The organism is Actinoplanes sp. NPDC023801 (assembly GCF_040639655.1).
Taxonomy (GTDB): domain Bacteria; phylum Actinomycetota; class Actinomycetes; order Mycobacteriales; family Micromonosporaceae; genus Actinoplanes.
In genome coordinates this window covers 1-25,861 of sequence record NZ_JBFAAI010000007.1, presented here as the reverse complement: position 1 = coordinate 25,861, position 25,861 = coordinate 1, and the positions used below count along the sequence as shown (strand labels likewise).

Genomic DNA, 25,861 nt, shown 5'->3' with positions numbered 1-25,861 from the left:
TCGGCAGTTGGCGGTGGCGGGGACCAAAGGCGCTGTGGGCGGACGGCTCACCACGTCCGGCACGGACGTCCAGGTCGAAATGCTGGACGGACATCAGCATCTCGAGGCGGCCGCACGCCTGCTGTGGGAGGTCTGGGGCGCCCGAACCATGGCGGCACGCGACGAGGTGATCAACACCTCCCTGCTGCGGGGGTTGCGTTGTTCGGGCAACTATGTGGCCGGTGCCTATCACGAGGGCCGGCTCGTCGGCTGCACGGTGGGCTTCTTCGGTGCCAGAGCCCTGCACTCGCACCTGGCCGGAGTGGTCGCGTCACACCGGGACCGCGGTGTCGGCTTCGCGATGAAGTGCCACCAGCGGCAGTTCGCCCTCGACCAGGGCTTCGACACGATCACATGGACGTCCGACCCGCTCCTGTTCAGGAACGCCTATTTCAACCTCTGCAAGCTCGGGGCTACCGCCGTCGCCTACGAGCCGGATTTCTACGGCCGGATCGACGACGGCACCAACACCGATCAGCACACGGACCGGCTGCTGATGGAGTGGCGGCTGCACGCCGGCTGGCCGGCCGTGGGGACGCCCGGAAAGGCGCGGTTCGTTTCGGTGGTCCCCTCGGCGGAACTCATCCACGTACCGAGGAACATCGACATGCTGCGAGACGCTGATCCGGGGTCGATGGAACGGGCCCGGACCCGGATGCGAGCACAGTTCGTGACCCTCCTGGCGGAGGGATACACGGTGGCGGGCATGAGCAAGGCGGGGGCCTACGTGCTGCTTCCCGCCGGTGTGACACCGGAGTACGAGTCCTCTCGACTGCGACGCTGAGGTGATTCCGGGGTCGCGGGCGCCGCGCCGGCCATGTGCAGGTACCCGCCGCCCTTGACCCGCGTGAGCGGGTGAATCAACATGGGTCGATGGAAGAGCCGGATGTGCCGCAGTCCGACGGTCTGTCTCCCGCCGAGTCGAGTTACCTCATCGACTTCGAGCGAGCGGACGCCGTCTCGTTGATGATCTATCCTCCGCCGCCGCCGATGCTGATCGTGTCCGGGCAGAAACCGTTCGCGAACATGGAGGTCACGCTCAACCCGCTGCGTTTCGTGCAGCAACCGGAGTACTGGGGCATCGAGGTCATCGGGACCATGCCCGCGACCGGCCAGCCCGCGATCGTCCCGTACGCCGTCGAACTCGATCTGAACGGCCTGCTCGGCACGCGAGGTGTCGAGGTGATCGGGGCGAACGGCACGGAACGGATCGAGATCCCGGCCGCCACCGTGGGTACCGGCGAGCCTCAGAACTGATCGGGCCTGGCCAGCACAAGGGTGGTGCGCAGGTCGAGGACGATCGTCCCGCCGAGGTCGTCGACCAGCCGGCCGAGTGCGGTCAGTGCGGCCCGCTGCTGTTCCGGTGTGCGGGACAGGAACGGGCCGAAGGTGCGCACCAGGGCCAGATACTCTTCCCGGTTCAGTGGCAGCTCCCGGTGGAGCACCTGCTTGCGTACGTCAGTGAACTGACCGTGCTCGACCACGTCCCGGTGGAACCAGTCCACCGGCCGTTCGCCGACGGACGGGTCGACGGCGTGCAGGACCGCCTTGACCGCGTCCCCGGCGCCGGGTTCCGCGTAGTCGTACCGATGTCCGAAGATCGCCAGAGTGCCGGTGGGTGTGAGGGCCCGCCGGGCGTGTGTGTTGCGGGTGGCCGGGTCCAGCCAGTGCCAGGCCATCGCGCACGCAAGCACGTCGACGCCACCCGCGGGCGGTGTCCAGTCCTCGAAGGTGCCGGTGTGCACGGTGGCGGACGGGAAGCGCCGGGCCAGCAGCGTGGCCATTCGTGGATCCGGTTCGATGCAGGTCAGGGGTGCGCCGAGGGTGGCCAGGACCTCGGTGCCCTTCCCCGTGCCGGCGCCGATCTCGGCGACGGTGTCGGGACGGCCGCCGTGGTAGTCGACGATCATGGCCGAGATCGCCGCCGGGTATCCGGGCCGGGCTGTCTCGTACAGATCCGCCACTGATCCGAAGACGTCCATGATTCGCACTCTATGCGCTTCACCTTTTCTGAACTTTCTTAACAGATGGCTTGACTCCGGCCGCCGGGATCTAGTTGAGTCGATGTACCTCTCATCCCTCTCGCTCCAGTGCGTCCCCCGGCGTACGGAAGGTGAACCATGCGCAAAAGACGTCTTCTGTCCATCGTGGCCGCGGCCGGTGTCGCCGTGGCCGGCGCGGCCGCCGCGATCCTGCCCATGACGGCGTCCAGCGCGGCCGAGGCCTGCGTCGCCGCCTACAACAACTCCGCCGTCTACACCAGCGGCCAGAAGGCCTCCCACAGCGGCCGCAACTGGACCGCCAAGTGGTGGACGCAGGGCGAGACGCCCAGCACCGGCGGCACCGGCGTGTGGGCCGACAACGGCGCCTGCGGCAGCGGGGGCGGAGGCGGAGGCGGCACCACCACCCCGCCCACCACCACCTGTAACCACCCGAACTGGGTCGCCGGGCAGTTCTACCCGGCCGGCTCGATCGTGCGGTACACCAACGGGCAGTATTACCGGGCCACGAACGAGAACCCGGGCTACGACCCGGTCATCAGCACCTGGTACTGGTCGCCGTACACCTGCACCGGCGGCGGCACCACCAACCCGCCGGCCAACCCGGGCAGCTTCCCGGTCAGCGAGGCGCAGTTCAACCAGATGTTCCCGAACCGGATCCCGTTCTACTCGTACGCCGGCCTGATCGACGCGGTCAAGAAGTACCCGGCGTTCACCGGCACCGGCAGCGACACGATCCGCAAGCAGGAGGCCGCGGCCTTCCTCGCGAACATCAACCACGAATCCGGTGGCCTCGTCTACGTCGAGGAGATCAACCAGGCGAACTGGCCGCACTACTGCGACCGCAACCAGCCGTACGGCTGCCCGGCCGGCCAGAGCGCCTACCACGGACGCGGGCCGATCCAGCTGAGCTGGAACTTCAACTACAAGGCCGCCGGTGACGCCCTCGGCATCGACCTGCTCAACAACCCCGACCGGGTCAAGAACGAGGCGTCGATCGCGTACCAGACGGCCGTCTGGTACTGGATGACCCAGCGCGGCCCGGGCACCATGACCCCGCACGACGCGATGGTCGGCAGCCGCGGCTTCGGCGAGACGATCCGCAGCATCAACGGGTCGCTCGAGTGCAACGGTGGCAACCCCGCCCAGGTCCAGAGCCGGGTCACCGCCTACCAGCGGTTCGCCGGAATCCTCGGCGTCACCCCCGGGGCAAACCTCTACTGCTGATCCGGTACGCCCAGCGCGGCACTCAACCCCAGCCGGCTCCCACCGCTGCCTCAGCTTGGCTGAGGCAGCGGTGGTGTGCAGCCGGTTGTTGGTGGGCTGGTTCTGGCCGTGGTCTCAGCGGTGCTGAGACCACGGTGAGAGCCAGCTGGGGGTTGGGGTCAGATCAGAGCGGCGGCTGCTTCCACGTCGGCGGAGTCGACCGAGGCCAGCGAACCGAAGCGCGAAACCGCCTGATAGTACGTCCACGCGAGGCTGTCACAGGCCGGGCGGACCGCCGCCGCGTAGGTAGCGCATTTGCGCTTCAGGTCGGCGTAGAAGGCGGAGTCGATCCGGTTCTTGCTGGCGTCCGTGAACGCGCCGACCGCCTTGTGATTCCGGTAGCCGAAATCGTGCCGATGACAGGACAGGGTGAAGTCGAAACCGAGCGGCTTGTCCGGGCTCGACGAACAGAGGTCGGTGCTCCAGTCGAAGCCGTACTCCGCCCACGCGGCCTGGTTCTGACGGGCGGCGTTCCAGTCGTTGTAGGAGACGGCCGAGTTCTGGGTGAACGACTGCAGGACGGCCAGCTTCTGGGCGGGGGTGACGGCGTACGCGGGGCCGCTCACGCCGAGGACGACGGCGAGGGCAAGGGCCGCAGTCAGCAGGGCGCGAAACGGTGTGACCCGGGTGGGGTAGTGATGAGCGGCGGTCGCAACCGGTGGTGTCGCGGACATCGGAGCTCCTTCGAACGGTCCGTCGGGCGGGGACGGGCTGCCGGTGGGCGCTCGAGCTGCCGGTTGGTAACTCGAACGATCACTAAGTCTGGAGCTCCGAACTGGACGCAAGCCCAGCACGAGATTGACGTTTGTCGATCACCGCGCAAACAGGAACTACCCGGGGATCAACTGGTCAGCGGCGGGAAAGTGATCCCACCAGCCGTCCCGGTCGTGTTTGGCAAGTGTGCCACCGTGCCGTGCCAGCAAGAGAGTGTCGTGGTCCAGGATCAACAGGGCGTCCTCGCTGCCGGTTTCCAGGAGCTGATGGACGACGGTGATCATGTTCGTTATGTACCAGTCGGAATCGGCTGACTCGTCCATTCGGAAGGTCAGCGACACGTGCTCCAGAAGTTTTCGGTCCCACATCCCACCATTCGTCTCGACCTCGATGTAGTCACTGGCCTTAGCGCGAATTGTCACGTGAAACCCGAGCCGCTCCTGAAGGTCGGCGGTAAGTAGCGGCGGGATTTCGACGAGCTCATCCTCGCGACCAGGGAATGCACGTTGGCGGACCTGCTCGGGGGAGGTGGCTCCGATGAGAACGAGTTTGTATTCGAGGGCCATGGTGAAGAACTTTCATCCGTTCGTGCGAGGCAGTGCTATCTGGACCACTCTGCCGTCCGGCAGGATCGCCTTGACTTCCTTGAGATTGTCGATGGGCCAGTCGGTGAACTGCTGCTGGAGGTCAGTGATGTCATTTCGCCAGTCCCTCAAATTGAGCACGACGCGCTGCGTTTGCAGGTCGTCGACCTTCTCCTTGGCGACGCGCCAGATGCCGTAGGGCGACTTTCCCTGTTTGGGGGCATAGCAGTCAAAGACGCGACCTTCGACAAGGTAATCAGGATCCTTGGTCGGGTTGCCAAAGTCGCCAGTCGCCGTTCTGGCCTTCGCGACTTCGGGCTTCGTGGGCCTCTGCTGCACTCGATAGCCCTGATCGGCCATGATCACTGCTGCCTCGTTCTCGCGCTCGGCGGAGCGCCTGTTGTCGCTCTTGTCGTCAAGTTCGAGCTTTCTGCTGATCCGGACCGGGAATCCGGTCGGCGTGCCGCCTGGCGAGCCGGTGGGGTGGGTGAACAGGTGCTGGGGCTGGCCGTTGGCGATGTCGGCCGGGGTACTGGCAGGGCCGTTGCCCGCCCGCCCGGCCCGGGCGATCGCACTCGCCGTCACCTCATCGGAACGAACGCCGCCACCTCCGCCGGCTCCGCCGTGCGGGCGGGACGGTCCGGAACCGTCGGAGTCGCTGCCGTGGCCTCGGGGTCTCGGGGTCATCGGGTGGTCAGCCGTTGAGGAGGCGAGTCAGGTTGCCGAGACTGGTGATGAGGGCGCTGACATAGCTCGCGATCCTGGTCGCCCACTTGGTCACCGCCACCGCGATCTGCGCCGCCACCACCGGGATGGTGACGACCAGCAACGCTTCGGCCGCCCAGACGATGACGCGGGCGACCAGGTCGCAGATGAGGTCGCGGACCAGGTCGCGGGTGAAGGTGACCAGGTTGCCGGCTGCCTGGGTGGCCGCCGACATGGTTTCGGCCAGGACGCCGAGGCCGCCGAGTGCGTTGACGTTGTTGGCCATCAGGCTGCGGTACGTGTCGGCGGCGGCGCCCTGCCAGTCCGGCAGGTCGGCGTGCAGGCAGTCCTGCAGGTCGACGGAGATCGAGCCGAGTTCGCGGGCGATGTTCTGCCAGGTGGCGGCGTGGGCGGCGACGAGGTCGGGCAGTCCGGCGAGTTTGTCGAGGATCTCGCGGAGCGGGTCGAAGTGTTCCATCGCCCAGCCAAGGCCGTTGGCCAGCAGCGCGCTGAACGGGTCGAGGACGGTGGCCGCGGCCTCGGCGGCGAACGCGCCGCCGGCCAGGGTGCGATCGGCCCAGCTGCCGCTGTCGACGGCCTGCAGGGTGCCCTGGAAACTTTCGGCGAGGGACAGCCCGGTCGTTCCGGTGGTGGTGGACGCGGTGGCGGCGATGAGGCTCATCGGCGGTTCCCCGCGTCACGGATGCGGTTGGCCGCGGCCGTGTCGGCGTCGTCGTACTCGCGGGCGGTACGGATCAGGGAGTCCTCGGCGAGGCGGAGGTTCTCCTCGACGTACGCGTGGATGGATCTCTGGGCGGTCAGCCGTTCGTCGAGGATGCCGGCCATCCAGCCGCAGAGCAGGCCGTATGCGGCATCGTCGCGGGTGATGGCCGCGCTCGCGGCGGTGATGGCGCCGAACCGTTCGCGGATGGCCGCCACCTTGGCGGTGTGTGCGCGGATCTGTGCGGGGTCCGCGGTGAAGCCGTCGCTCACGGAAGGTCTCCCGGGTGTTCCGGCCGGCGGGCGATCTGTGCGGTGATGGCCCGGCCGGCGACCGAGCCGGGGCCGAGGGTGTCGTCGATGATGCGGCGGGCTTCGTCGGCGGCGCGGCGGCGGGCCGTTTCCGCGGCGGCCATCACGGCGCGGGCGACGGCGTCGGGTGGGACCCGCTGGATGCGGTCGGTGAAGCGGATGTCGAGGAGGGTTCCGGCCGAGTCGACGGTCACCTCGGTGAGGGCGTTGCCGTCGCGGGCGGCGGCGCGGATCGCGGCGATGCGGTCGCCGGCTTCCCTGGTGTTCGCGGTGGTCCGCTCGATGCGGTCCTGCCAGTCGCGCAGGTACGCACGGGAGGCGTCCGGGTCCAGCAGCTCATCCATAGCCGCCGGAGTCTAGCAACGTCTGTCGATGTCCGGCGTCCTGAAGTGCGGGATGTGGACAGTCGGCCGGCCTGGGGGAGACCCGTTACACAGAAATTGGTGTTTTCCCAGCTCAGGCGCCTGCATAAGGACACCCTAAGTGCGGTTTGGGGGTTTTAGTGATTGGGGTCGCTTTGATCTGAACCTAGGTTGAGGTTTTACATTCGCTTCGGCCTGCCGTCGATCTTGGCTGACGGAATCGAAGCGCGAGTTAGGAAGCGACTATGAACCGCCCCCTGCGAGTTGCCGTCATCGGAGCCGGCCCGGCCGGTATCTACGCCGCCGACCATCTGATCAAGGCATCGGAGACGGTCACCGTCGACATCTTCGACAAGCTGCCGACCCCCTACGGCCTGATCCGGTACGGCGTGGCGCCGGACCACCCCCGGATCAAGGAGATCGTCAACGCGCTGTTCCGGGTGCTGGACAACCCCCGGATCCGGTTCGTCGGCAACGTCGCCTACGGCGTCGACGTCAAGCCCGAGGAACTGAACCGATTCTACGACGCCACGATCATCTCGACCGGCGCCGAGAAGGACCGGGCCCTCGACATCCCGGGCATCGACCTGCAGGGCAGCTTCGGCGGCGCGGACTTCGCCTCCTGGTTCAACGGCCACCCGGACGTGCCGCGCGACTGGCCGCTGGACGCCAAGGAGGTCGCCGTCATCGGCGCCGGCAACGTGGCCATCGACGTGGCCCGGATCCTCGCCAAGACCGCCGACGAGCTGCTGGTCACCGAGATCCCGGACAACGTGTACCAGGCGCTCAAGAACAGCCCGGTCACCGACGTGCACCTGTTCTCCCGGCGTGGCCCGGGCCAGGTCAAGTTCACCCCGCAGGAGCTGCGCGAGCTGGACCACTCGCCGAACGTCGAGGTGATCGTCCACCCGGAGGGCATCGAGTTCGACGAGGCCAGCCTGGAGGCGATGCGCCAGACGCGGCACATCAAGATGTGCGTCGACATCCTGCAGAACTGGGCCGTCCGTGACCCGCGGGACCGGCCGCGCCGCCTGCACCTCTACTTCCTGCAGGCGCCGGTCGAGGTGCTCGGCGAGAACGGCAAGGTGGTCGGCCTGCGCACCGAGACGCAGGAGCTGACCGGCGACGGCTGGGTGCGCGGCACCGGCGAGTTCACCGACTGGAACGTGCAGGCCGTCTACCGCGCGGTCGGCTACCTCAGCACCGCGCTGCCGGACCTGCCGTTCGACACCCGTACCGGCACTGTCCCGCACGCCGCGGGACGGGTCATCGACCTGGACGGCGAGCACGTCCCCGGCACCTACGTGGCCGGTTGGATCAAGCGCGGCCCGGTCGGCCTGATCGGCCACACCAAGGGCTGCTCCGGCGAGACGGTCGCGAGCCTGCTGGAGGACCAGGCGCAGGACCGGCTGCCGATCGCGCCGGAGGGCGACCCGGACGCCCCGATCATCTACCTCGAGCAGCGCGGCCTGCCGATCACCACGTGGGCGGGCTGGCAGCGGCTGGACGCCCACGAGATCGCCCTCGGCGAGCCGCACGGCCGCAAGCGGATCAAGGTCGTCGACCGGGACGAGATGACCGCGATCTCCCGCGGCTGATCGACGCGACGAGAAGGGGGGCCTCCCGGCTGGGAGGCCCCCCTTCGCACGTCAGCGGCTGGCCGCGTCGGCCAGCGCACGCTCCACCGGCACCGGCTTCCCGAGATAGAAACCCTGACCCAGCGGTACGCCGCAGGCGGCCAGCGCATCCCGCTGAGGTGCCGACTCGATCCCCTCGGCGATCACCGTGCAGCCGTTCTCCCGGGCGAACTCGACGAGCGACCGGATCGAGGCCCGCCGGGCACCCTCGGCCTCCACCCCGGCCAGCGTGTGGCGGCCCAGTTTGAGGAACGCCGGCTTCAGCGCCTCCATCCGGGCCAGGCTGTCGTAGCCGGCACCGGCGTCGTCCACCGCGATACGTACCCCGGCCGGCAGATCGACGAGATCCTCCGGGTCGGCGCCGTCGATCTCCAGGACGATCGGCCGGTCGCTCTCGGCGACCAGCTGCTCCAGCTCACGGGGCCGGCGCAGCAGCCCGGCCGAGACGTTCACCGCGAGCCAGGTGCCCTGCGGCAGCGACGCGGCCGAGGCCATCGCGGCCCGGACCAGTGCGGCGTCCAGGTCGATGTGCCGGCCGTGCTCCTGCGCGTCGGCCAGGCCCTGATGGGGGCTGCTGCCGTCAGCGAACCGGGTCAGCGCCTCGTAGCCGGCCACCTCGCCGGACTCCAGCTCGAAGATCGGCTGGAACACCGTGAAGAACGTGTACTCCTCGAACGAGCTGGACACCTGCGGGGCGCGGGCGCCGCGGCGGCTGGCGGCGGCCTGTGACGCCCGGACCGCGACCATGCCGGGGGAGTTGCCCTCGGCGCCGTAGTGCAGCACCGATGCCCAGTCACCGATGGCGCCGGCCATCGCGCGGTTCTCGCCGTGAGCGGTCGTGGCCGGCTTCGTGGCCGGGGCGGCGGAGCGGGACTTCTTCGGCTGCACCGGGCGGTACAACCAGCCCTTCAGGTGGGTGAGCAGGTCGACGACGGTATTGCCGAGGCCGACGAAGGCGATCATCGCGTACGAGGCGAGGACCAGGTTGATCACCGCGAAGATCAGGTTCGCCCACTGGCTGAGCTGGACGTCCCGGACCACGGTGTAGGCACAGAGCGCGATCAGGGCGAGCGGGGCGAGGAGGTAGCTGGTCGCCGCCGTCGTCCGGTTGCGGACCTTGGGCGTACGTTTGAACTGGCTCTTCTCACCGGTGAGCAGTTGCAGGATCGAGGCGAAACTGCCGGAGAGGTTGACCGGCAGCAGGATCAGGTTGAAACCGTAGATGCGCAGGATGTCCATGCGCTTGTAGCCGACGTACTTCAGGTCGGCCGCCATCATCATGAAGTACGGCACCGACACCAGCAGCAGCACCGGGTTGAGCAGGTCGGCGTTGAACGGGTACGCCAGCATGACCAGCAGGCAGATGGAGCTCCAGAAGATGGAGGCCATGTAGTTGACCCGGAGGAACAGTTCGCCGAAGCGGTTCTTCTGCCCGCGTGCCGTCTTGGCCCGGAACTGGTCCTTGAGCCGGGACAGGATGAGCAGGCCGCCGTTGGCCCAGCGCTGCCGCTGGATGGCGAGGGAGCCGAAGTCCGGCGGAGTGGCGCTGTACGCCATCCGCTCCGGGTAGTTGTGGAGCGTCCAGCCGTGCACCCCGAGGTCGATCGTCGATTCGGTGTCCTCGATGACCGTACGGTCCTGGATGTACCGCTTGATCTCCCAGTCGCCCTCGTAGGCTGCCTCGCAGATGTCGTCGAGCGCCTTCTTGCGCAGCACCGCGTTCGCGCCGACCCAGAACGTCGCACCGTAGTGGGTCATGCCCTGGTGCACGATGTGCTGGATGTCGGTCGTGGCACCGGAGATCCGCTCCAGGCGGGTCGCCGCGCCCGGGAACGCGCTGTACGGCGTCTGCGTCACCGCGCAATGGGCGTAGGCGCCCTGCTCCATCAGGTGCACCAGCCGCAGCGTGTACTCCGGCAGGAGCACGCTGTCGGCGTCCAGGGTGAGCACGTAGTCCGGGTTCGGGATGGTCAACTCGGCCCGGCCGGCCCCGGCGGAGACCAGGGCGATCCCCATCGGGGTGCTCACCTCCTGGTAGCTGCCACCCATCAGGCCGATGTAGCTGTTCAGGTTCATCGCCTTGTTCGGCTCGGCGGACAGCGACACGTACCGCTTGCGCTCGAAGCTCGTCACCGTCGCGTCGAAGATCGCCATCAGCCGCTTGTAGAGCTGGGTCATCCGGTCGACCGGGAGGACCGCTTCCTCGGCCGCGCCGCGCTCCAGGGCCTCGGCGATCGTGCCGAGGTCACCGGCGAGCCGGTTGACGATGTGCTCGACGAAGAACGTGTCGGTGTGGTCGACCATCTCCTGCCGGTGACCCAGGCCGTAGAGCCAGCCCACCGCGGACTGGTACTCGGCCGCCAGGTCGCGCATGTCGTCGACGGTGACGACGGGGGTGTCGCGGCTGTCGAGGCCGTTCTCGAACCTGTCGTACGCGGCCTGCGCTCGGGTGAACGGCACGGTCAGCTCGGACTCGATCGTGCCGGGCAGGGCGCGGGCCGCGAGCAGCAGGTCACGTGCGGCCCGGGTCTTCGGCTGCTGCGGATCATCGATGAGCAGCGTGACCCGCAGCCCCGGGTACTCCTGCAGCGCCGCCGACAGCAGCGTGGTGCGGATGACCCGCTCGTCCTCCTGGTACGAGGGCACCAGCACGGTCACCGACGGCGTCGGCCCGGCCAGGAACGGGTCCAGCGCGATCCGCGGCGCCCGGTGGTGTGCCCGGCTGCGGTAGAAGAATCCGATCCGCGTGATCAGGTAGGCCATCGCCGAGCCCATCAGCGCGGTGACCACGAGCATGTAGACGATCGCCTCGACGACCAGCTTCGCGCTGCTCGCCCTGCCGACGACGAACTGCTCGAACACGGTGTAGGCGATGTAACAGGCCCAGACCGCGATGGTCAGGACGATCGCGAGCCGGCCGCGGGCGATCCGGCCTTCGGAGACGGGTGGCGGAATCAGCGGATGGGGATCCGACCGCCGGTCCGAGCCCCACTGCCGTGGGGTGTCGAGCCGGTGTTGGTCCACCGGTTTGCGCTGCATCTGGGATGGCCTCTCACTGGGAATGGGACGCCGGTCCCGGCGCGTTTCCGCCGGTGTCCGTCGACCGGAACCATCGGCCGGCGCGCTGGGTGGCTTGAAGGTTTCCGCCCGGTTGCCTTCAGCGCGCAGCCGAGCTGCCGATTCGAGAAGCCGACGACGATCCGTGAACGAGAGGGCAGCCATGCAGACCGCCACCCCGCAGTTGGTGCGGCCGGAACCGGACGACCCGCTCGCCGACCCGGACTGGCAGGAGCCCGAGGGCCCGGTCCAGAAGCTGTCCTGGCTGCGGCTGAGTTTCCTGATCCTGGTGGTCGCCGGGCTAGGAGCCGGCGGCACGGCCGCGGTGATCCACTACCGGGACAACGCCGGCCCGACCGTCAAATCGTGGGCGGTGCCGTACGTCGACGTCACGCTCACCCCCACCTTCGAGTTCCAGGACCCGGCCGTGAACCCGGCCAACGACGTGGCTCTCGCGTTCGTGGTCGCCGACCCCGAGGACGGATGTGCGCCCAGCTGGGGTGGCTTCTACACACCCGATGAGGCAGCCGCGTCGCTGGAGCTGGACCGCCGGATCGAACAGCTGCGGGCAGCCGGCGGCGACATCATGCTCAGTGTCGGCGGCCTGACCAACACCGAGCTGGCGGTGGCCTGCACCGACCAGGCGCGGCTGACCGACGCCTACCGGCAGCTGGTGAGCCGCTACCAGCTCGACACCCTCGACCTGGACATCGAGGGTACGGCCGTCGCCGACCAGGCGTCCCTGCAGCGCCGCGCCCTCGCGCTGAAGACGCTGCAGGCCGAGCGGAAGGCGGCCGGCGAGAACCTGGACGTGTGGATGACCCTGCCCGTCGCGCCGACCGGGCTCACCGTCGACGGCGTCGCCGCGGTGCGGGCCACCCTGGAGGGCGGGGTCGCGCTGCGCGGCGTCAACGTCATGATCATGGACTACGGCACCGCCGGTTCCAGCCCGGACATGCTGGAACTCGGCGAGAGTGCGCTGGAGGCCACCCACAAGCAGCTGTCCGACCTCTACCTGCGACTCGGTGTGCAGCTGACCGGCCCCGAGGTGTGGTCGCGGATCGGTGCGACCCCGATGATCGGGCAGAACGACATCGACGCCGAGCGGTTCACCGTGGCCGACGCGCAGGGGCTTGCCGCCTTCGCCGTCGACAACGGCCTCGGCCGGGTGTCGATGTGGTCGCTGAACCGGGACTCGCAGTGCACCGGCACCTTCACCAACGTCGTCGTGCACTCCAACACGTGCAGCGGCGTCTCCCAGGAGAAGCTGGCGTTCTCCAAGGTCTTCGCCGACCTGCCGGGCGCGATCGTGGGCGACTCCGGCCGGGAGGCGGTGACCATCCCGGCGCAGTCGTCGGTCACCGACGACCCGGCGAAGAGCCCCTACCCGGTGTGGCGTCTCACCGCCCAGTACGTGCGCGGCTACAAGGTCGTCTGGCACGGTGTCGTCTACGAGGCCAAGTGGGCCAACCAGGGCACCGACCCGTCGGCCGGCGGAGACTCCACCACACCCACGCCGTGGTCGGTGATCGGCCCGGTGACCTCGTCCGACGTGGCGCCGGCACCGAGCCCGACGGTCACCGGGGTGACCGACGAGTGGAAGCCGGAGACGATCTACTCCCGCGGGCAGAAGGTGCTCTTCAACGACCTGCCGTACGAGGCCCGCTGGACCAGCACCGGCGACGCGCCGTCGACCGAGTACCCGATCAGCCCCGACGACCCGTGGAAGCCGCTGTTCGTCGTGCCGGGTGAACCCGTCACCAGCTGAGAAGAGAAGTCCCCGGGCCGGTCAGGCCCGGGGACTTTCCTCATTTCAGGCACCGCTCATTTCAGGCGCCGGCGCACGTCCTCGGCCGTACTCGGGCCGGGCGTCCACTGCGACACCCAGGGCGCGTCCGAGGACGGTGCGATCACGCCGTCCTCCAGGAACCGGTAGCGGCCGCCGACGACCCGCTTCGCGGCCGCCACGTCCAGGTTGTCGGTGTTGTCCCACAGCGCGCCGAACCCGGCCTCGATCCGCAGCCGGGCCTGCTTGCAGAACAGGTCGGCCAGCTCGCGGCCCTCCGGACGGTCCGGAAGCTCGGCGTTGGCGCGCACGCACACCGACGACATCGCGAACAGTTCGGCGCCGATGTCGACGATACGGCCCAGGAAGGCCTGCTTGCGTTCCAGCCGGCCCTGCCAGCGGGACATCCCTAGGAACGTGGAGCGGGCCAGTTTGCGCGAGGCGCGTTCCACGTACCGCAGATGCGCCGCCAGGGGACCGAACTCACCGTACGCCCCCGGATTCTGACCCTGACCCACCGCCAGCGTGGGCAGCCACCTCGCGTAGAACGCCCCGGCCCGTGCCCCGGCGCGGGCCTTGCGGCGCAGATCCGCCTCCGGGTCGATGATGTCACCGGCCACCGAGAGGTGCGCGTCCACCGCCTCGCGGGCGATGAGCAGATGCATGATCTCGGTCGAGCCCTCGAAGATCCGGTTGATCCGCAGATCGCGCAGGATCTGCTCGGCCTCGGCCCCGCGTTCGCCGCGCGCGGTGAGCGAATCGGCGGTCTCGTAGCCGCGGCCGCCGCGGATCTGGATCAGCTCGTCGGCCACCTGCCAGGCGATCTCGCTGGCGAAGAGCTTGACGAGGGCCGCCTCGATCCGGATGTCGTTGCGCTGGTCGTCGGCGATCAGGCAGCAGAGGTCCAGCATGGACTCCATGGCGTAGGTGGACGCCGCGATGAACGCGATCTTCTTGGCCACCGCCTCGTGCTCGCCGACCGGCCGTCCCCACTGCACGCGGTCCGCCGACCATTCGCGGGCGATCGCCAGCGCACGTTTGCCGGCGCCGACACACATCGCCGGCAGCGACAGCCGGCCGGTGTTCAGCGTGGTCAGCGCGATCCGCAAGCCCTTGCCGAGGCCGCCGATGACGTTCGCCTCCGGGACGAAGACGTCGTGGAACCGGGTGACGCTGTTCTCCAGGCCGCGCAGGCCGAGGAACGCGTTGCGGCGTTCCACGGTGATGCCCGGCGAATCGCCCTCGACCACGAAGGCGGTGATGCCCTTCTCCGGGACGCGGGCCATCACCACGAGCAGGGTGGCGACCGTGCCGTTGGTGGCCCACAGCTTCACGCCGTTGAGCTTGTAGCCACCCTCGACCGGCTCGGCCACGGTGCCCAGGCGGGCCGGGTCCGAGCCGACGTCCGGTTCGGTGAGCAGGAACGCCGACACCTCACCGGCCGCCAGCCGGGGCAGGAACGCCTTCTTCTGCTCCGGCGTGCCGAACGTCTTCAACGGCTGCGGAACACCGATCGACTGGTGTGCGGAGAGCAGTGCGCCGACCGCGGCATTGACCGAGCCGGTCATCGTCAGCGCCTGGCAGTAGTGCAGATTGGACAGTCCGAGGCCGCCGTACTCCCGGTCGATCTTCATCCCGAACGCGCCGAGAGCGGCGAGCCCGTGGAAGACGTCGTCGGGAATGCGCGCCTCGCGCTCGATGAGGGGCCCGTCCACCTCGGAGCGAAGATAGGCCTCCAGGCGGTCGAGGAACTCCGGCCGGGGCTCGGCGGCCGGCCGTGGATGGATGAGGTCGAGCCGGAATCGTCCGAGGAACAATTCCTTGCCGAAGCTGGGCCGGCTCCACTCGGACTCGCGAGCGGCCTCAGCGGTCTGCCGCGCCTGCTTCTCCGAGACATGGGCGTTGCTGCGCTGTGTGGTGCTCATGAAAGCACGCTACCCATCTCCGTTACCGAGCGGTAGCCGTCGGTAGGCATTCGGTGTCCGCGCCGGGCACCCGCGGATCGGGGCGGCACCGTCAGGGCGCCGCCCCCGTTCGCGTTCAGGGCCGGGTCAGGGTGACCGAGTTGCAGGTGCCGGACGGTGCGCACAGGCGTACCGTCAGGCTCTGGTCGGTGGCCGCGATGGTCTGGGTGAAGGTGCGCCGGACGCCGCGGGCCAGGCTGACCCGGGTGACCCGGCTCGTGGTGGAGACCGTCACGGTGACCGAGGTGTAGGCGTTGTTGACGCCCGTGGCGGTCAGGTTCCCGGCGGTCCAGTCGACCGTGCCCGTGACGGACGCCGACGCGCACGTCGACGGAGGGAGGCACAGCGTGAAGGAGTCGGCGGCCTGTGCCGGGCCGGTGAGCAGCCCGGCCGAGAGGATCGTGCCGGTCACCGCGGCTGTCGCCAGATTTCGTGCCGTTCTCATCGTTACCTCCGATTGTTCCCCGTATACATCGGACTTCTTCGATACCTAAGCATCCGTGGCACGGTGCGGCAAGACCGCAGGGTTGGGGCGATATGCCACCTTCAGGAACCTGTGGAGGTTTTTGCGTCCCGGAAACCATCAGAACTCTCATGGCGGATTCCTAGGAAACGCTTCTAGGGTCGATGAATGCAGAGTCTGGCGGTCGTGTCGTGATGACGGTGCTCCGCCCGGACTGCCCCGCCGAGCCGGAGCCCGTCCCGGCGGAGCCGAAGACTCGGTGGAACACCGCTGAGCTGCGCCGCAAGGTACTCATCGGCGCCATCGTGGCCTGGGCTGTGGCGATCACCGTGGTCGTGGTCGTCCGCGGTGGTGGAGACGACCAGGCGCCCGCCACGGCCCGCCCGTCGGCCTCCCCGTCCGCCTCCGAGACGCCGTTCACCGTCGCCGAGGTGTATGAGGCTCTCACCCCGTCCGTGGTCCTCATCGAGACCACCGGGCTCGACGACCGCAACCGTCTCGAAGCCGGCACCGGCACCGGCGTGATCGCCAACGCCGACGGCACCGTGCTCACCGCCCTGCACGTCATCGACGGTGCCGAGAGCATCCGGCTCACCTACGCCGACGGCACCAAGGCCACCGCCCGGGCGGCGAGCGAGGACCCGTCGCGCGACATCGCCACCCTCACCCCCGACAAACTGCCGGAGACCCTGGTCCCGGCCGTGCTCGGCGGCGGCACACAGGTCGGCGACGACGTGGTGGCGATCGGCAACCCGCTCGGCCTGACCTTCAGCACCAGCAGCGGCGTCGTCTCCGGGCTCGAACGCAAGCTGAACCGTGACGAGGGGGAGGCCGACATCGAGGGCCTCATCCAGTTCGACGCGGCCGTCAACCCCGGCAACTCCGGCGGGCCGCTCATCAACGACCGCGGCCAGGTGGTCGGCATCGTCATCGCGCTTGCCAACCCGAGCGGCGCGGGCACCTTCATCGGCATCGGCTTCGCCGTCCCGATCGGCGCGGCCCTCGGCGGCGGGGAGGGTGAAGGACAGGCGCCACCGCTGTGATTCCGCTCCGGACAGCAAGGCCACTACAGCAAGGATGGACGAATGAGCTGGACCGACGCCCCGCCCGCCTCCGCCGGCCCGATCGAGAAGGTGCTGTACGAGGTCAAGAAGACCATCGTCGGCCAGGACAACCTGCTCGAACGTCTCATCGTGGCGCTGCTGGCCCGCGGGCACATCCTCGTCGAGGGCGTTCCCGGCCTGGCCAAGACGCTTGCCGTCAAGTCGCTGGCCGAGGCGGTCGGCGGCGACTTCCACCGGGTGCAGTTCACCCCCGACCTGGTGCCCGCCGACATCGTCGGCACCCGGGTCTACCACCAGCCGACCGGCGAGTTCCAGGTGCAGCTCGGCCCGGTCTTCACCAACCTGCTACTGGCCGACGAGATCAACCGGGCGCCGGCCAAGGTGCAGAGCGCCCTGCTGGAGACCATGCAGGAGCGGCAGGTCACCATCGGCCGCGAGACCCACAAGCTGCCGAACCCGTTCCTCGTCATGGCCACCCAGAACCCGATCGAGAACGAGGGCGTCTACCCGCTGCCCGAGGCTCAGGTCGACCGCTTCATGATGAAGGTCGTCGTCGGCTACCCGAGCGTCACCGAGGAGTTCGTGGTCGTCGAGCGGGCTCTGACCCCGCCCGCGGTGATCCAGAAGATCATCGACCCGGCGGTGCTCACCGGCCTGCAGGAGGAGGTCGACCGGGTCTACGTCGACCCCTCGCTCATCGAGTACGCGGTCAACCTCGCCCACGCCACCCGCGACCCGGGCCGGACCGGCCTCACCGACATGGCCCGTTACGTCACCTTCGGCGCCAGCCCACGGTCCTCGATCAGCCTGGTGCTGGCGGCACGGGCGCTCGCCTACATCCGCGGCCGGGAGTACGTCGTACCCGAGGATCTCGGCGACCTTGCCCTCGACGTGCTGCGGCACCGGCTCGTGCTCTCCTACGAGGCGCTCTCCGACGAGGTGACCGCCGATCTGATCATCTCGAAGATCATGGCGAACATGTCGTTCCCGGAGCCGGCCGGCCGGGGCCGCTAGATGACCACCGCCCCGGACCGCCTGCTGCGGCGCCTCGAGTGGAAACTCGGGCGCAGGCTCGACGGCCGCCTGCAGGGCTCCTACCGGACCGTGTGGCACGGCGCCGGGCTCGACTTCACCGACCTGCGCTCCTACACGCCCGAGGACGACGTCCGGCACATCGACTGGAACGTCACCGCGCGCCTCGACGAGCCGTTCGTCCGGCAGTACACCGAGGACCGCGAGATGACCGCCTGGCTGGTGGTCGACCGGTCGGCGTCGATGCGCTTCGGGTCCGGGGCAGGGAAGGAGTCGACCGCCGCCGCACTCGCCGTCAGCGTCGCCCGGCTGATCTCGCAGGGTGGCAACCGGGTCGGGGCGATCCTGTTCGACAACGGAACCCACCAGATCATCCCGCCGCGGACGGGACGGGACCAGGTCCTGCGCATCACCCGCGAGCTGACCGCCGACAGCCGGACGAGGTCGGACCGGACGACGGATCTGGCGGCGATGCTCAAACTGGCCGCCACGACGACCTCGAAAAGACGCAGTCTCGTCTTCGTGATGTCCGACTTCATCGGCGACCCCGGCTGGGACCGCCCTCTCGCCCAGCTCACCCACCGCCACGAGGTCGTCGTCATCCGCGTCGTCGACCCCGCCGAACTCGACCTCCCCGACCTCGGGCTCGTCCTCGTCGAGGACGCCGAGACCGGGGAACAGCTGCTCGTCGACACCAGCGACCCGCTGCTGCGCGCCCGCCTCACCGAGCAGGTCACCGCCCGCGAGGACGAACTGGCCGCCGGCATGCGCCGGGCCGGTGTCGACGCCCACCGGATCACCACCGACCAGGACATGCTCGCCGCCCTGGTCGACATGGTCCGCCGATCCGGCCGGAGGCGCCGATGACCTTCCTCCACCCGGCCGTCATCGCCATCGCCGTCCTGCTCACCGTGGCCGCGACAGCCGGTTACGTGGCCCTGCAGAAGAGGCGTGCGGACGCCCTGCGAAGCGCTGGCTTCGCCACCCTGAACCGCAGCGGCCTGCGCCAGCACCTTCCGCCCGCGCTGCTGCTGGCAGCCCTGCCGGTCATGCTGGTCGGCCTGGCCCGCCCGCAGGCCGAGGTCGCCGTTCCCCGCGTCGCCGGTACCGTCCTGCTCGCCTTCGACGCCTCCAACAGCATGTCCGCCGGCGACGTGACGCCCAGCCGGCTCGGCGCCGCCCAGGAGGCCGCGAAAGCGTTCGTTCAGAACCAGCCGGACACCGTCGACGTCGGCGTCCTCGTCTTCGGCGACCAGGCCCTGCTCACCCAGACACCCACCGACGACCACGCCGCCGCGATCGCCGCGATCGGGCGGGTCACACCCGGCGGCGGCACGTCACTCGGCCAGGCCATCCTGGTGGGGCTCGGCACCATCACCGGCAAGCCGGTCAGCCTCCCGTCGCCGGAAGGGCCCGCCGCGGGCACTCAGGATCTCGGGTACTGGCCGTCGGCCACCATCGTCGTCTTCTCCGACGGCGAGGAGACCGGCGGACCCGACGTGCAGGCCGCCGCCGAACTCGCCGCGGCCGCCGGCGTGCGCATCCAGACCGTCGGCGTCGGCACCGCCAGAGGTGCCACCGTCGAGGTCGACGGCTTCCAGCTGGGGACCGCCCTCGACGAGACCCTGCTGACCACGGTCGCGCAGGTCACCGGCGGGTCGTACCAGCAGGCCGGTGACGCCGCCGCCCTGGCCGCGAGCACCGGGTCGATCGACCTGCGGCTCACCACCGAGAAGGAACCGATCGAGCTGACCGCGCCGTTCGCGGCTGCCGCCCTGCTGCTCCTGACCCTCGGCGGCCTGCTGGGCGTCCGCTGGCACGGAAGGATCATCTGATGTCGCTGAGCTGGCCGTGGGCACTGCTGGCGGCGCTCGTCGTCCCCCTCCTGCTGACCGCGCGCTGGTGGCTGAACCGGCGCCGTAAACGCACCGCCGTCACCGTGTCCAGCATCGCGCTGATCCGGGCCGCGCTGCCCGGCCGGACCGCCTGGCGCCGCCGCATCCCGGTGTACCTGTTCCTGATCGGCCTGCTCGCCCTGGCCACCGGCGTGGCCCGGCCACAGGCGTCGGTCGCGGTCCCGTCGAACGACACCACGATCCTGCTGGCCATCGACGTGTCCGGGTCGATGTGCAACACCGACATCGCCCCCAACCGGCTCGCCGTCGCGGTCGATGCGGCCCGCGGCTTCGTCGAGTCCCAGGAGGGCGACACCCGGATCGGCCTGGTCGCCTTCTCCGGCATCGCGGGCCTGCTCGTCCCGCCGACCACCGACAAGAAACCCCTGCTCGCCGCCATCGACAACCTCAAGACCGCCCGTGGCACCGCCATCGGACAGGCCATCCTCACCTCGATCGACGCGATCGCCGAGATCAACCCCGAGGTGGCCGGAACCGGCGTCGAACTCAACGGCGTCACCCCCGACGGCACACCCGTCGACTATCACGCCGACACCATCGTCGTGCTCACCGACGGCTCCAACACCACCGGCGTCGACCCGGTCACCGCCGCCGAACAGGCCGCGGCCCGGCGGCTGCGCGTCTACACGATCGGCTTCGGCACCATGAACCCGCAGCAGATGGTCTGCACCGCCGACCAGGTCAGCGGCGACTCGGCCTTCATGGGCGGCGGTTTCGGCGGCGGCGGTTTCGGAGGAGGCGGTCGCGGCGGCAACCGGGAGATCGACGAGGAGGCGCTGACGCAGGTCGCCGACCTGACCGGCGGCCGCTACTTCAAGGCCGAGGACGCCGAACAGCTCACCGGCGTCCTCGCCGACCTGCCCCGCGAGTTCGGTCTCACCAAACGGAACGTCGAGGTCAGCTTCTGGTTCCTGCTCCTCGGCACGCTGCTGGTCACGGCGGGCGTCACGCTCTCGCTCTGGTGGAACCGGGGGCCGGCGATCAAACGCTGACCCCTTCTCCGGTACGCCGGCCGTCCCTGCCCGATGGTGTGGTGGTTGACGGCTCGTATGGGGGCGTAGGTCACCACGGCATGCAGGTTCGTCCGCTCGGGTGGTGATTGGCGGTGTGGGCGGGTCGCAGTTCACCACACGGGCCGGGCTCAGTGGACGTGTGGTTGTCCGCGGGCCGACGGGTCGGGAGTTGCCACGCGAGCTGGTTCTTCAGGGGGAATCAGCCTGCGAGGCGCGGTGGTGGGCTGGAGTGGCGCCCGCGTCGCGGGTGGTGGAGTACGGGACGTGCTGGTGCGGTCGGGGGCGCGTGGGGCGTACCCGATGAGGGGTGGAAGTCAGCCCGCGGTGAGGCGGCGGTGGCGCTGGGCCGCCATCCGGACCGGGGCGTTGGGTTCGCCGGAGCGGTCGTAGCCGTGGCGGCGTTCGACGATCTCGAAGAACACGCGGCCGCCGAAGACCGGGGTGTAGAGGTGCAGCAGTTCGCTGCCGGACGGGTCCCGGTCGTAAAGGATGCCGTGGCTGCTCAAGGTGGTGACGAAGTCGTCGGGCAGGCCGAAGCGGGCCGCCAGGTCGTCGTAGTAGTTGTCGGGTATGCGCAGTTTCGGCAGGGTGAGGGCGGACGCGGTGGCGACGATGTCGGCGGTGGTGAACGTGACGTGCTGCGGATCGGCCACGGCGGGGGCCCATTCGCCGCGGCGCAGCAGGGCCACCGTGAGCGCCAGGCGGACCGAGCGGGACGGGTTCGCCACGGCGCGGGAGCGCATCAGGCCGTACGGGGCGGCGTACTCCTCGGTGGCGAGATGGTCCAGGCCGAGCACCGAATGGTAGAAGAGCCCGGCCTCGTCGAAGTGGTCGAACGGCTGGGCCAGGCCCAGATGGTCGACCGTGAGCAGTCCGGCGCCGGGGGTGTCGCCGGCTCCGGTGGGCAGGAAGTCGGAGCGCCAGTCGTCGCCGGGGTGCGTGACCAGGACGCTGGTGCCGTCGGGTGCGGTGATGGCGGCCAGTTCCGCCTCGCCCGGCTCGCGGACGTTGGGGTGGGCGGGGGCGAGCAGCGCTTCGGCGCGGGCCAGCGAACGCAGCGGATCTGATGAGGCGACCGCGAAGGCGCTGATCGTGGCCGGGCCGGGATGGGTGACGGCGCTGTTCAGGACGATGCGGCAGGCGGCCTGCTCCCAGAGTTCGACGGGTTTGGTGCGGTGCTGGCCGGTGTGCGCGAAGCCGAGGCCGCGCAGGGCGGAGCGCAGTTCGGGTCCGGAGTGGCCGTCGACGGCGAACTCGGTGAACGCGTGGCCGGTGAGTTCCGGGGCGGGCGGAAGGCGGCGGCCCGCCCGCCGGCGCACGGGAACGGCCTCGACAGCGGTGGCCGGGGGAGCGGTGGCGATCCGGTCCTCCAGGGCGATCAACGACCGCATCGCGTCGACCGCGGTGCGTGCCGGGTCGGCTTGGCGGAAGACGTCGTTGAAGACCTCCAGGGACAGCGGGCCGTCGTAGCCGGCGGCCAGCACCAGTTCGACGAAGCCGGGCAGGTCGAAGGCGCCCTGGCCGGGGAAGAGCCGGTGGTGGCGGCTCCACTGGAGCACGTCCATCCGCAGGTGCGGCGCGTCGGCCAGCTGCAGGAAGAAGATCTTGCCGGGGGTGATGCCGGCGATCCCGTCCGGGCTCACCTCACGCGACAGTACGTGGAACGAGTCGAGGCAGAGCCCGAGCGCCGGGTGATCGGCGCGCTTGACGATCCGCCACGAGTGGTCCCATGTGGAGACCTGCCGCCCCCAGGCGAGCGCCTCGTAGGCGATCCGCATGCCGTGCCGATCGGCCCGGTCGGCCAGCTGCGCCAGTTGGGACGCGGCCAGATCGTCGTCGTCGGCCGCGTCGGGATGGACCGACGAGCAGACCAGGACCGTGTCCACGCCGAGTTCGCGCATGACGGCGAACTTGCGTTCCGCACGTTCCAGGTTTCTCGCCAGGAGCTCGGGTCCGACTCCCTCGAAGTCGCGGAACGGCTGGTACAGGTCGATGCTCAGGCCCAGATCGGTGCAGCGTTCCCGGATCTCCGACGGTGACCAGGGGGAGACCACGAGATCGTTCTCGAAGAGTTCGATGCCGTCGAATCCGGCTGCGGCCGCCGCCGTCAGCTTGTCGTCGAGGGTTCCGGAGATGCAGACCGTGGCGATCGACCGCCGCATTTGTTACCTCATTTCCGTAGGTATCCCGTGACCAGGTCGCCGAGCATCGTGCGGTAGTGCTCCCGGCGTTCCGGGGCGAGCAGGTCCCGGTCGAAGAGCGCGCCCCACGTATGACGGTTGGCGACGCGGAAGAAGCAGAACGAGCTGATCATCATGTGGACGTCGAGCGCGTCGACGTCGTCGCGGAACACGCCGTCCCGCACACCGCGGGTCAGTACGCCGGCCAGCAGGTCGACGGCGGAGCTGTTCAGGTCGACGAGCCTGGCCACGTGGTTCATGTGTTTGGCCTGCTGGGCGTTCTCCACCCCGACGAGCTTGATGAACGCGGGGTGCGCCTCGTGGTGGTCGAAGGTGACCTCGGCGAGCCGGCGGACCGCCGCGGTGGGGTCGAGGTGGTCGACGGCGGCGGTCCGTTCGGCGGCACGGATCTCCGAGTACGCCCGCTCCAGCACGGCCAGGTAGAGCTGTTCCTTGCCGCCGAAGTAGTAGTAGATCATCCGTTTCGTGGTCCGGGTCCGGGCGGCGATCTCGTCCACACGGGCGCCGCTGTAACCGCGCTCGGCGAACTCCTCGGTGGCGACGTCGAGCAGTTCCGTGCGGGTGCGCTCGGCGTCGCGCCGCCGCTCTCCCGTTTCTTCCACCGTCGTCTTCTCCTGCGTCATGAAGGCAAGTCTGCCGTGGGACTTGACAGTGTCCGCCGTCACACCCGATAACTAACGTACCAGTTCGTACATTAGCGATTGTCAGGGGAAGCGGGGAGACCGAGATGACGGGTTGCCGGTGCGGGTTGATCGGAACCGGGATCGGTGCGTCGTTGTCCCCCGCCCTGCACGAGGCCGAGGGGAGCCACCACCACCTCGGCCTCACCTACACGCTGTTCGACGCGGAAAGCCCCGCGGATCTCGAACGGCTCCTCGACGAGGCCGAACGTGCCGGCTTCGCCGGGCTCAACATCACCCACCCCTTCAAGCAGCAGGTGATCGAACACCTCGACGATCTGTCACCGAACGCCCGGGCCATCGGCGCGGTCAACACGGTGGTCTTCTCCGGCGGCCGGCGGCACGGTCACAACACCGACGCGTACGGGTTCGCCGAGTCCTTCCGCTCCCAGTTGGACGGGGCCGCCACCGGCCACGTCGTGCAACTGGGTGCGGGCGGAGCCGGGGCCGCCTGCGGCCACGCGCTGCGCGGGCTGGGCGCCGAGCGCCTCACGATCGTCGACCCGGACGCCGAGCGGGGGGCCGAGCTGGCCGGCCGTCTCGGCGCGGCCCACGTCCGCGAGGCCGGTCCGGACCTGCTCGCCGACGCCGACGGGTTGGTCAACACCAGTCCGATCGGCATGCACCACCATCCCGGTATCCCGCTTCCCGCAGAGTCGCTCCACCGTGGCCTGTGGGTCGTCGACATCGTTTACATGCCTGTGGAGACGGAGCTGCTGCGCGCGGCCCGGTCCGCGGGTCTGCGGGCGGTCGGCGGCACGGCGATGTGCGCCTTCCAGGCCGCCGCCGCGTTCGAGCTGTTCACCGGGCGTATCCCCGATATCGCGCGGATGTTGCGCAACCTCTCCCACCTCCTGGAGCGCGGCAATGCTGACCGAGACCACCACTAGGGAACTCCCCGAACCACTCCCGTTGCGCCGGATGATCGGCCCCGGCGTCGTCGCCGTCGGCATCGGCATGGCGGCCGGCGAGATCATCCTCTGGCCGTACCTGACCGCGCTCGGCGGACTGGGCCTGCTCTGGCTGGCGTTCACCACGCTGGCCGTGCAGTTCGTCATCAACATGGAGATCGAGCGCTACACGCTTGCCACCGGCCAGACCGTGATCGGCGGTTTCTCCCGCTGGTGGAAGGGCTGGGGCATCATCATCTGCCTGGCCGGGGCCTTCCAGTACGTGTGGCCCGGCTGGGCGACCAGCGGCTCCACCATCCTCACGTACCTGTTCGGCGGTGGCGACCCGGTCTGGATCACCGTGATCGGCCTGGCCGTGCTGGGCGCCCTGCTGTCGCTCTCCAAGGTGATCTACAAGACGGTCGAGCGGGTCGAGACGGTCAAGGTCGTCCTCACCCTGTTCTTCCTCGCTGTCGTGGTCGTCTTCGTCATCTCGCTGAGCACCTGGGGTGAGGGCGCGAAGGCCACCGTCACCGAGTTCGGGCAGATCCCGGACGGCATCACGTTCACCATGCTGCTCAGCGCGATCGGGGCGGCCGGTGCGGGCGGTGTGCACAACCTCGTGCTGAGCAACTGGATCCGGGACAAGCGGTACGGCATGGGCGCGCACGTCCCCCGGCTGATCTCCCCGATCACCGGCCAGGAGGAGGCGGCCGGCGGCACCGACCGGTACACGTTCCCGCTCGACGAGGTCTCGATGAGCCGCTGGACCCTGTGGTGGAAGCGGGCCAACACCGAGCACCTGGTCACGTTCGTGGCGGTCTGTTTCGTCACGATCGGCGTGATGAGCCTGCTGGCGTACGAGACCCTGTTCGGCCGTGACGACCTCAAGTCGGACCCGTCGTTCCTGCGGATCCAGGGCGACATCTTCGCCGCCGAGGTGGGCACCTGGCTCAAGCTGCTGTTCCTGGCGGTGGCGGCGGTCTCGCTGTGGGCGGCGGCGATGGGCCTGCTCGACATCATCGGCCGGGTCGCGTCGGACTTCCTGCGCCGCAACTACCTGGAGGGCTCGGCCCGCTGGACCGAGCCGCGGATCTATCTGATCGTGGTGTGGGCGGAGATCGTCCTCGGTTCGATCATCCTGCTGGCCGGGTTCAGCCAGCCGCTGGGCCTGCTGATCGTCTCGACCTGCGCCGCCTCGGTGGTGACGCTGCTCTACTCGATCCTGCTGGTGCGCCTGAACACCAAGGACCTTCCGACGCCGGTACGGCTGAGGGGCTGGCGCCTGGGCGGCATGCTCGTGGCGATCGGCTTCTACGGCTTCTTCGCCATCGCGATGGTCGTGACCCAGCTCGACAAGCTGTAACCCCGGCTTGGGGGGGAGGGGCCCCACGCACAACCCGGGCACCCCGCGCCCGACCCCCCCCCACAAAAACAGGTGGATAATGACCACGCA

General features: G+C 69.3%; 24 protein-coding genes. 12 read left to right on the top strand and 12 right to left on the bottom strand.

Features of this window, described 5'->3' with window-relative positions; genetic code table 11:
• The first annotated feature begins 13 nt into the window (after positions 1–13).
• Together AB0G04_RS15340 and AB0G04_RS15335 are read left to right on the top strand one after the other, a co-directional pair.
• Positions 14–823: a GNAT family N-acetyltransferase gene (locus AB0G04_RS15340; protein ID WP_360982365.1), complete on the top strand. Its 810-nt coding sequence runs from the start codon at positions 14–16 to the stop codon at positions 821–823.
• Positions 824–912: 89 nt separating this feature from the next.
• The gene (locus AB0G04_RS15335) at positions 913–1,296 is read left to right on the top strand and encodes a hypothetical protein (protein ID WP_360982363.1); all 384 of its coding nucleotides are present in this window, start codon (positions 913–915) and stop codon (positions 1,294–1,296) included.
• Here the strand turns inward: AB0G04_RS15335 and AB0G04_RS15330 are convergent.
• Positions 1,287–2,021, bottom strand: a complete 735-nt coding sequence (locus AB0G04_RS15330) for a class I SAM-dependent methyltransferase (RefSeq protein ID WP_360982361.1) — start codon at positions 2,019–2,021, stop codon at positions 1,287–1,289. The two genes, AB0G04_RS15335 and AB0G04_RS15330, sit on opposite strands and share 10 nt — an antisense overlap.
• A 138-nt stretch (positions 2,022–2,159) precedes the next feature.
• Between AB0G04_RS15330 and AB0G04_RS15325 the strand changes: the two genes are divergently transcribed.
• Entirely contained in the window at positions 2,160–3,266 is a 1,107-nt protein-coding gene (locus tag AB0G04_RS15325) for a glycoside hydrolase family 19 protein (protein ID WP_360982359.1), read from the top strand.
• A 158-nt stretch (positions 3,267–3,424) separates the two neighbouring features.
• Here AB0G04_RS15325 and AB0G04_RS15320 read toward each other — a convergent pair whose 3' ends face one another.
• The 6 genes from AB0G04_RS15320 to AB0G04_RS15295 form a co-directional block, all read right to left on the bottom strand.
• Positions 3,425–3,979: a phospholipase gene (locus AB0G04_RS15320; RefSeq protein ID WP_360982357.1), complete on the bottom strand. Its 555-nt coding sequence runs from the start codon at positions 3,977–3,979 to the stop codon at positions 3,425–3,427.
• Between the two features lie 156 nt (positions 3,980–4,135).
• Positions 4,136–4,585 carry a SitI3 family protein gene (locus tag AB0G04_RS15315; protein WP_360982355.1) on the bottom strand — a complete coding sequence of 150 codons (450 nt, stop codon included), beginning with the start codon at positions 4,583–4,585 and terminating at the stop codon, positions 4,136–4,138.
• A gap of 12 nt (positions 4,586–4,597) precedes the next feature.
• Positions 4,598–4,963 carry a hypothetical protein gene (locus AB0G04_RS15310; protein ID WP_360982809.1) on the bottom strand — a complete coding sequence of 122 codons (366 nt, stop codon included), beginning with the start codon at positions 4,961–4,963 and terminating at the stop codon, positions 4,598–4,600.
• 334 nt (positions 4,964–5,297) lie between these two features.
• Positions 5,298–5,990 carry a hypothetical protein gene (locus AB0G04_RS15305; protein WP_360982353.1) on the bottom strand — a complete coding sequence of 231 codons (693 nt, stop codon included), beginning with the start codon at positions 5,988–5,990 and terminating at the stop codon, positions 5,298–5,300.
• The gene (locus AB0G04_RS15300) at positions 5,987–6,301 is read right to left on the bottom strand and encodes a type VII secretion target (RefSeq protein WP_360982351.1); all 315 of its coding nucleotides are present in this window, start codon (positions 6,299–6,301) and stop codon (positions 5,987–5,989) included. Before AB0G04_RS15300 ends, AB0G04_RS15305 begins: the two co-directional genes overlap by 4 nt.
• A complete protein-coding gene (locus tag AB0G04_RS15295) occupies positions 6,298–6,684 on the bottom strand; it encodes a YbaB/EbfC family nucleoid-associated protein (protein ID WP_360982349.1) in 387 nt (128 codons plus the stop codon). The genes AB0G04_RS15300 and AB0G04_RS15295 overlap by 4 nt, the downstream gene beginning before the upstream one ends.
• 263 nt (positions 6,685–6,947) lie before the next feature.
• Between AB0G04_RS15295 and AB0G04_RS15290 the strand changes: the two genes are divergently transcribed.
• A complete protein-coding gene (locus AB0G04_RS15290; protein WP_360982347.1) occupies positions 6,948–8,300 on the top strand; it encodes an FAD-dependent oxidoreductase in 1,353 nt (450 codons plus the stop codon).
• Positions 8,301–8,351: 51 nt separating this feature from the next.
• Here the strand turns inward: AB0G04_RS15290 and AB0G04_RS15285 are convergent, their stop codons facing one another.
• Positions 8,352–11,363 carry an EAL domain-containing protein gene (locus AB0G04_RS15285; protein ID WP_360982345.1) on the bottom strand — a complete coding sequence of 1,004 codons (3,012 nt, stop codon included), beginning with the start codon at positions 11,361–11,363 and terminating at the stop codon, positions 8,352–8,354.
• A 178-nt stretch (positions 11,364–11,541) separates the two neighbouring features.
• On the opposite strand from AB0G04_RS15285, the gene AB0G04_RS15280 reads away from it, so the two are divergent.
• The gene (locus AB0G04_RS15280) at positions 11,542–13,164 is read left to right on the top strand and encodes a chitinase (protein WP_360982343.1); all 1,623 of its coding nucleotides are present in this window, start codon (positions 11,542–11,544) and stop codon (positions 13,162–13,164) included.
• Positions 13,165–13,220: 56 nt separating this feature from the next.
• Here AB0G04_RS15280 and AB0G04_RS15275 read toward each other — a convergent pair whose 3' ends face one another.
• The gene (locus AB0G04_RS15275) at positions 13,221–15,107 is read right to left on the bottom strand and encodes an acyl-CoA dehydrogenase family protein (RefSeq protein ID WP_360982341.1); all 1,887 of its coding nucleotides are present in this window, start codon (positions 15,105–15,107) and stop codon (positions 13,221–13,223) included.
• 115 nt (positions 15,108–15,222) lie between these two features.
• Complete coding sequence (locus AB0G04_RS15270) at positions 15,223–15,591, bottom strand: hypothetical protein (protein WP_360982339.1); 369 nt, start codon at positions 15,589–15,591, stop codon at positions 15,223–15,225.
• A 212-nt stretch (positions 15,592–15,803) separates the two neighbouring features.
• Here AB0G04_RS15270 and AB0G04_RS15265 point away from each other — a divergent pair, with 212 nt between their 5' ends.
• From AB0G04_RS15265 to AB0G04_RS15245, 5 genes are read left to right on the top strand one after another with little or no spacing between them, the layout of a single operon-like run.
• A complete protein-coding gene (locus tag AB0G04_RS15265; protein WP_360982337.1) occupies positions 15,804–16,652 on the top strand; it encodes a trypsin-like peptidase domain-containing protein in 849 nt (282 codons plus the stop codon).
• A gap of 42 nt (positions 16,653–16,694) precedes the next feature.
• On the top strand, positions 16,695–17,687 hold the full coding sequence (locus AB0G04_RS15260; RefSeq protein ID WP_360982335.1) for a MoxR family ATPase: 993 nt from the start codon (positions 16,695–16,697) through the stop codon (positions 17,685–17,687).
• Positions 17,688–18,572: a DUF58 domain-containing protein gene (locus tag AB0G04_RS15255; RefSeq protein ID WP_360982333.1), complete on the top strand. Its 885-nt coding sequence runs from the start codon at positions 17,688–17,690 to the stop codon at positions 18,570–18,572. It begins immediately after the preceding gene.
• Positions 18,569–19,540, top strand: a complete 972-nt coding sequence (locus AB0G04_RS15250) for a VWA domain-containing protein (protein WP_360982331.1) — start codon at positions 18,569–18,571, stop codon at positions 19,538–19,540. The genes AB0G04_RS15255 and AB0G04_RS15250 overlap by 4 nt, the downstream gene beginning before the upstream one ends.
• Entirely contained in the window at positions 19,540–20,613 is a 1,074-nt protein-coding gene (locus AB0G04_RS15245) for a VWA domain-containing protein (protein ID WP_360982329.1), read from the top strand. Before AB0G04_RS15250 ends, AB0G04_RS15245 begins: the two co-directional genes overlap by 1 nt.
• 335 nt (positions 20,614–20,948) lie before the next feature.
• Here the strand turns inward: AB0G04_RS15245 and AB0G04_RS15240 are convergent, their stop codons facing one another.
• Both AB0G04_RS15240 and AB0G04_RS15235 read right to left on the bottom strand, forming a co-directional pair.
• Positions 20,949–22,796, bottom strand: coding sequence for a TIM barrel protein (locus tag AB0G04_RS15240; protein WP_360982327.1), 1,848 nt, complete (start codon positions 22,794–22,796; stop codon positions 20,949–20,951).
• 8 nt (positions 22,797–22,804) lie between these two features.
• Positions 22,805–23,458, bottom strand: a complete 654-nt coding sequence (locus AB0G04_RS15235) for a TetR/AcrR family transcriptional regulator (RefSeq protein WP_360982325.1) — start codon at positions 23,456–23,458, stop codon at positions 22,805–22,807.
• Between the two features lie 104 nt (positions 23,459–23,562).
• Here AB0G04_RS15235 and AB0G04_RS15230 point away from each other — a divergent pair, with 104 nt between their 5' ends.
• Together AB0G04_RS15230 and AB0G04_RS15225 are read left to right on the top strand one after the other, a co-directional pair.
• Positions 23,563–24,405, top strand: a complete 843-nt coding sequence (locus AB0G04_RS15230) for a shikimate dehydrogenase (protein ID WP_360982323.1) — start codon at positions 23,563–23,565, stop codon at positions 24,403–24,405.
• The gene (locus tag AB0G04_RS15225) at positions 24,383–25,771 is read left to right on the top strand and encodes an Nramp family divalent metal transporter (RefSeq protein ID WP_360982320.1); all 1,389 of its coding nucleotides are present in this window, start codon (positions 24,383–24,385) and stop codon (positions 25,769–25,771) included. The genes AB0G04_RS15230 and AB0G04_RS15225 overlap by 23 nt, the downstream gene beginning before the upstream one ends.
• The last annotated feature ends 90 nt before the right edge of the window (positions 25,772–25,861 follow it).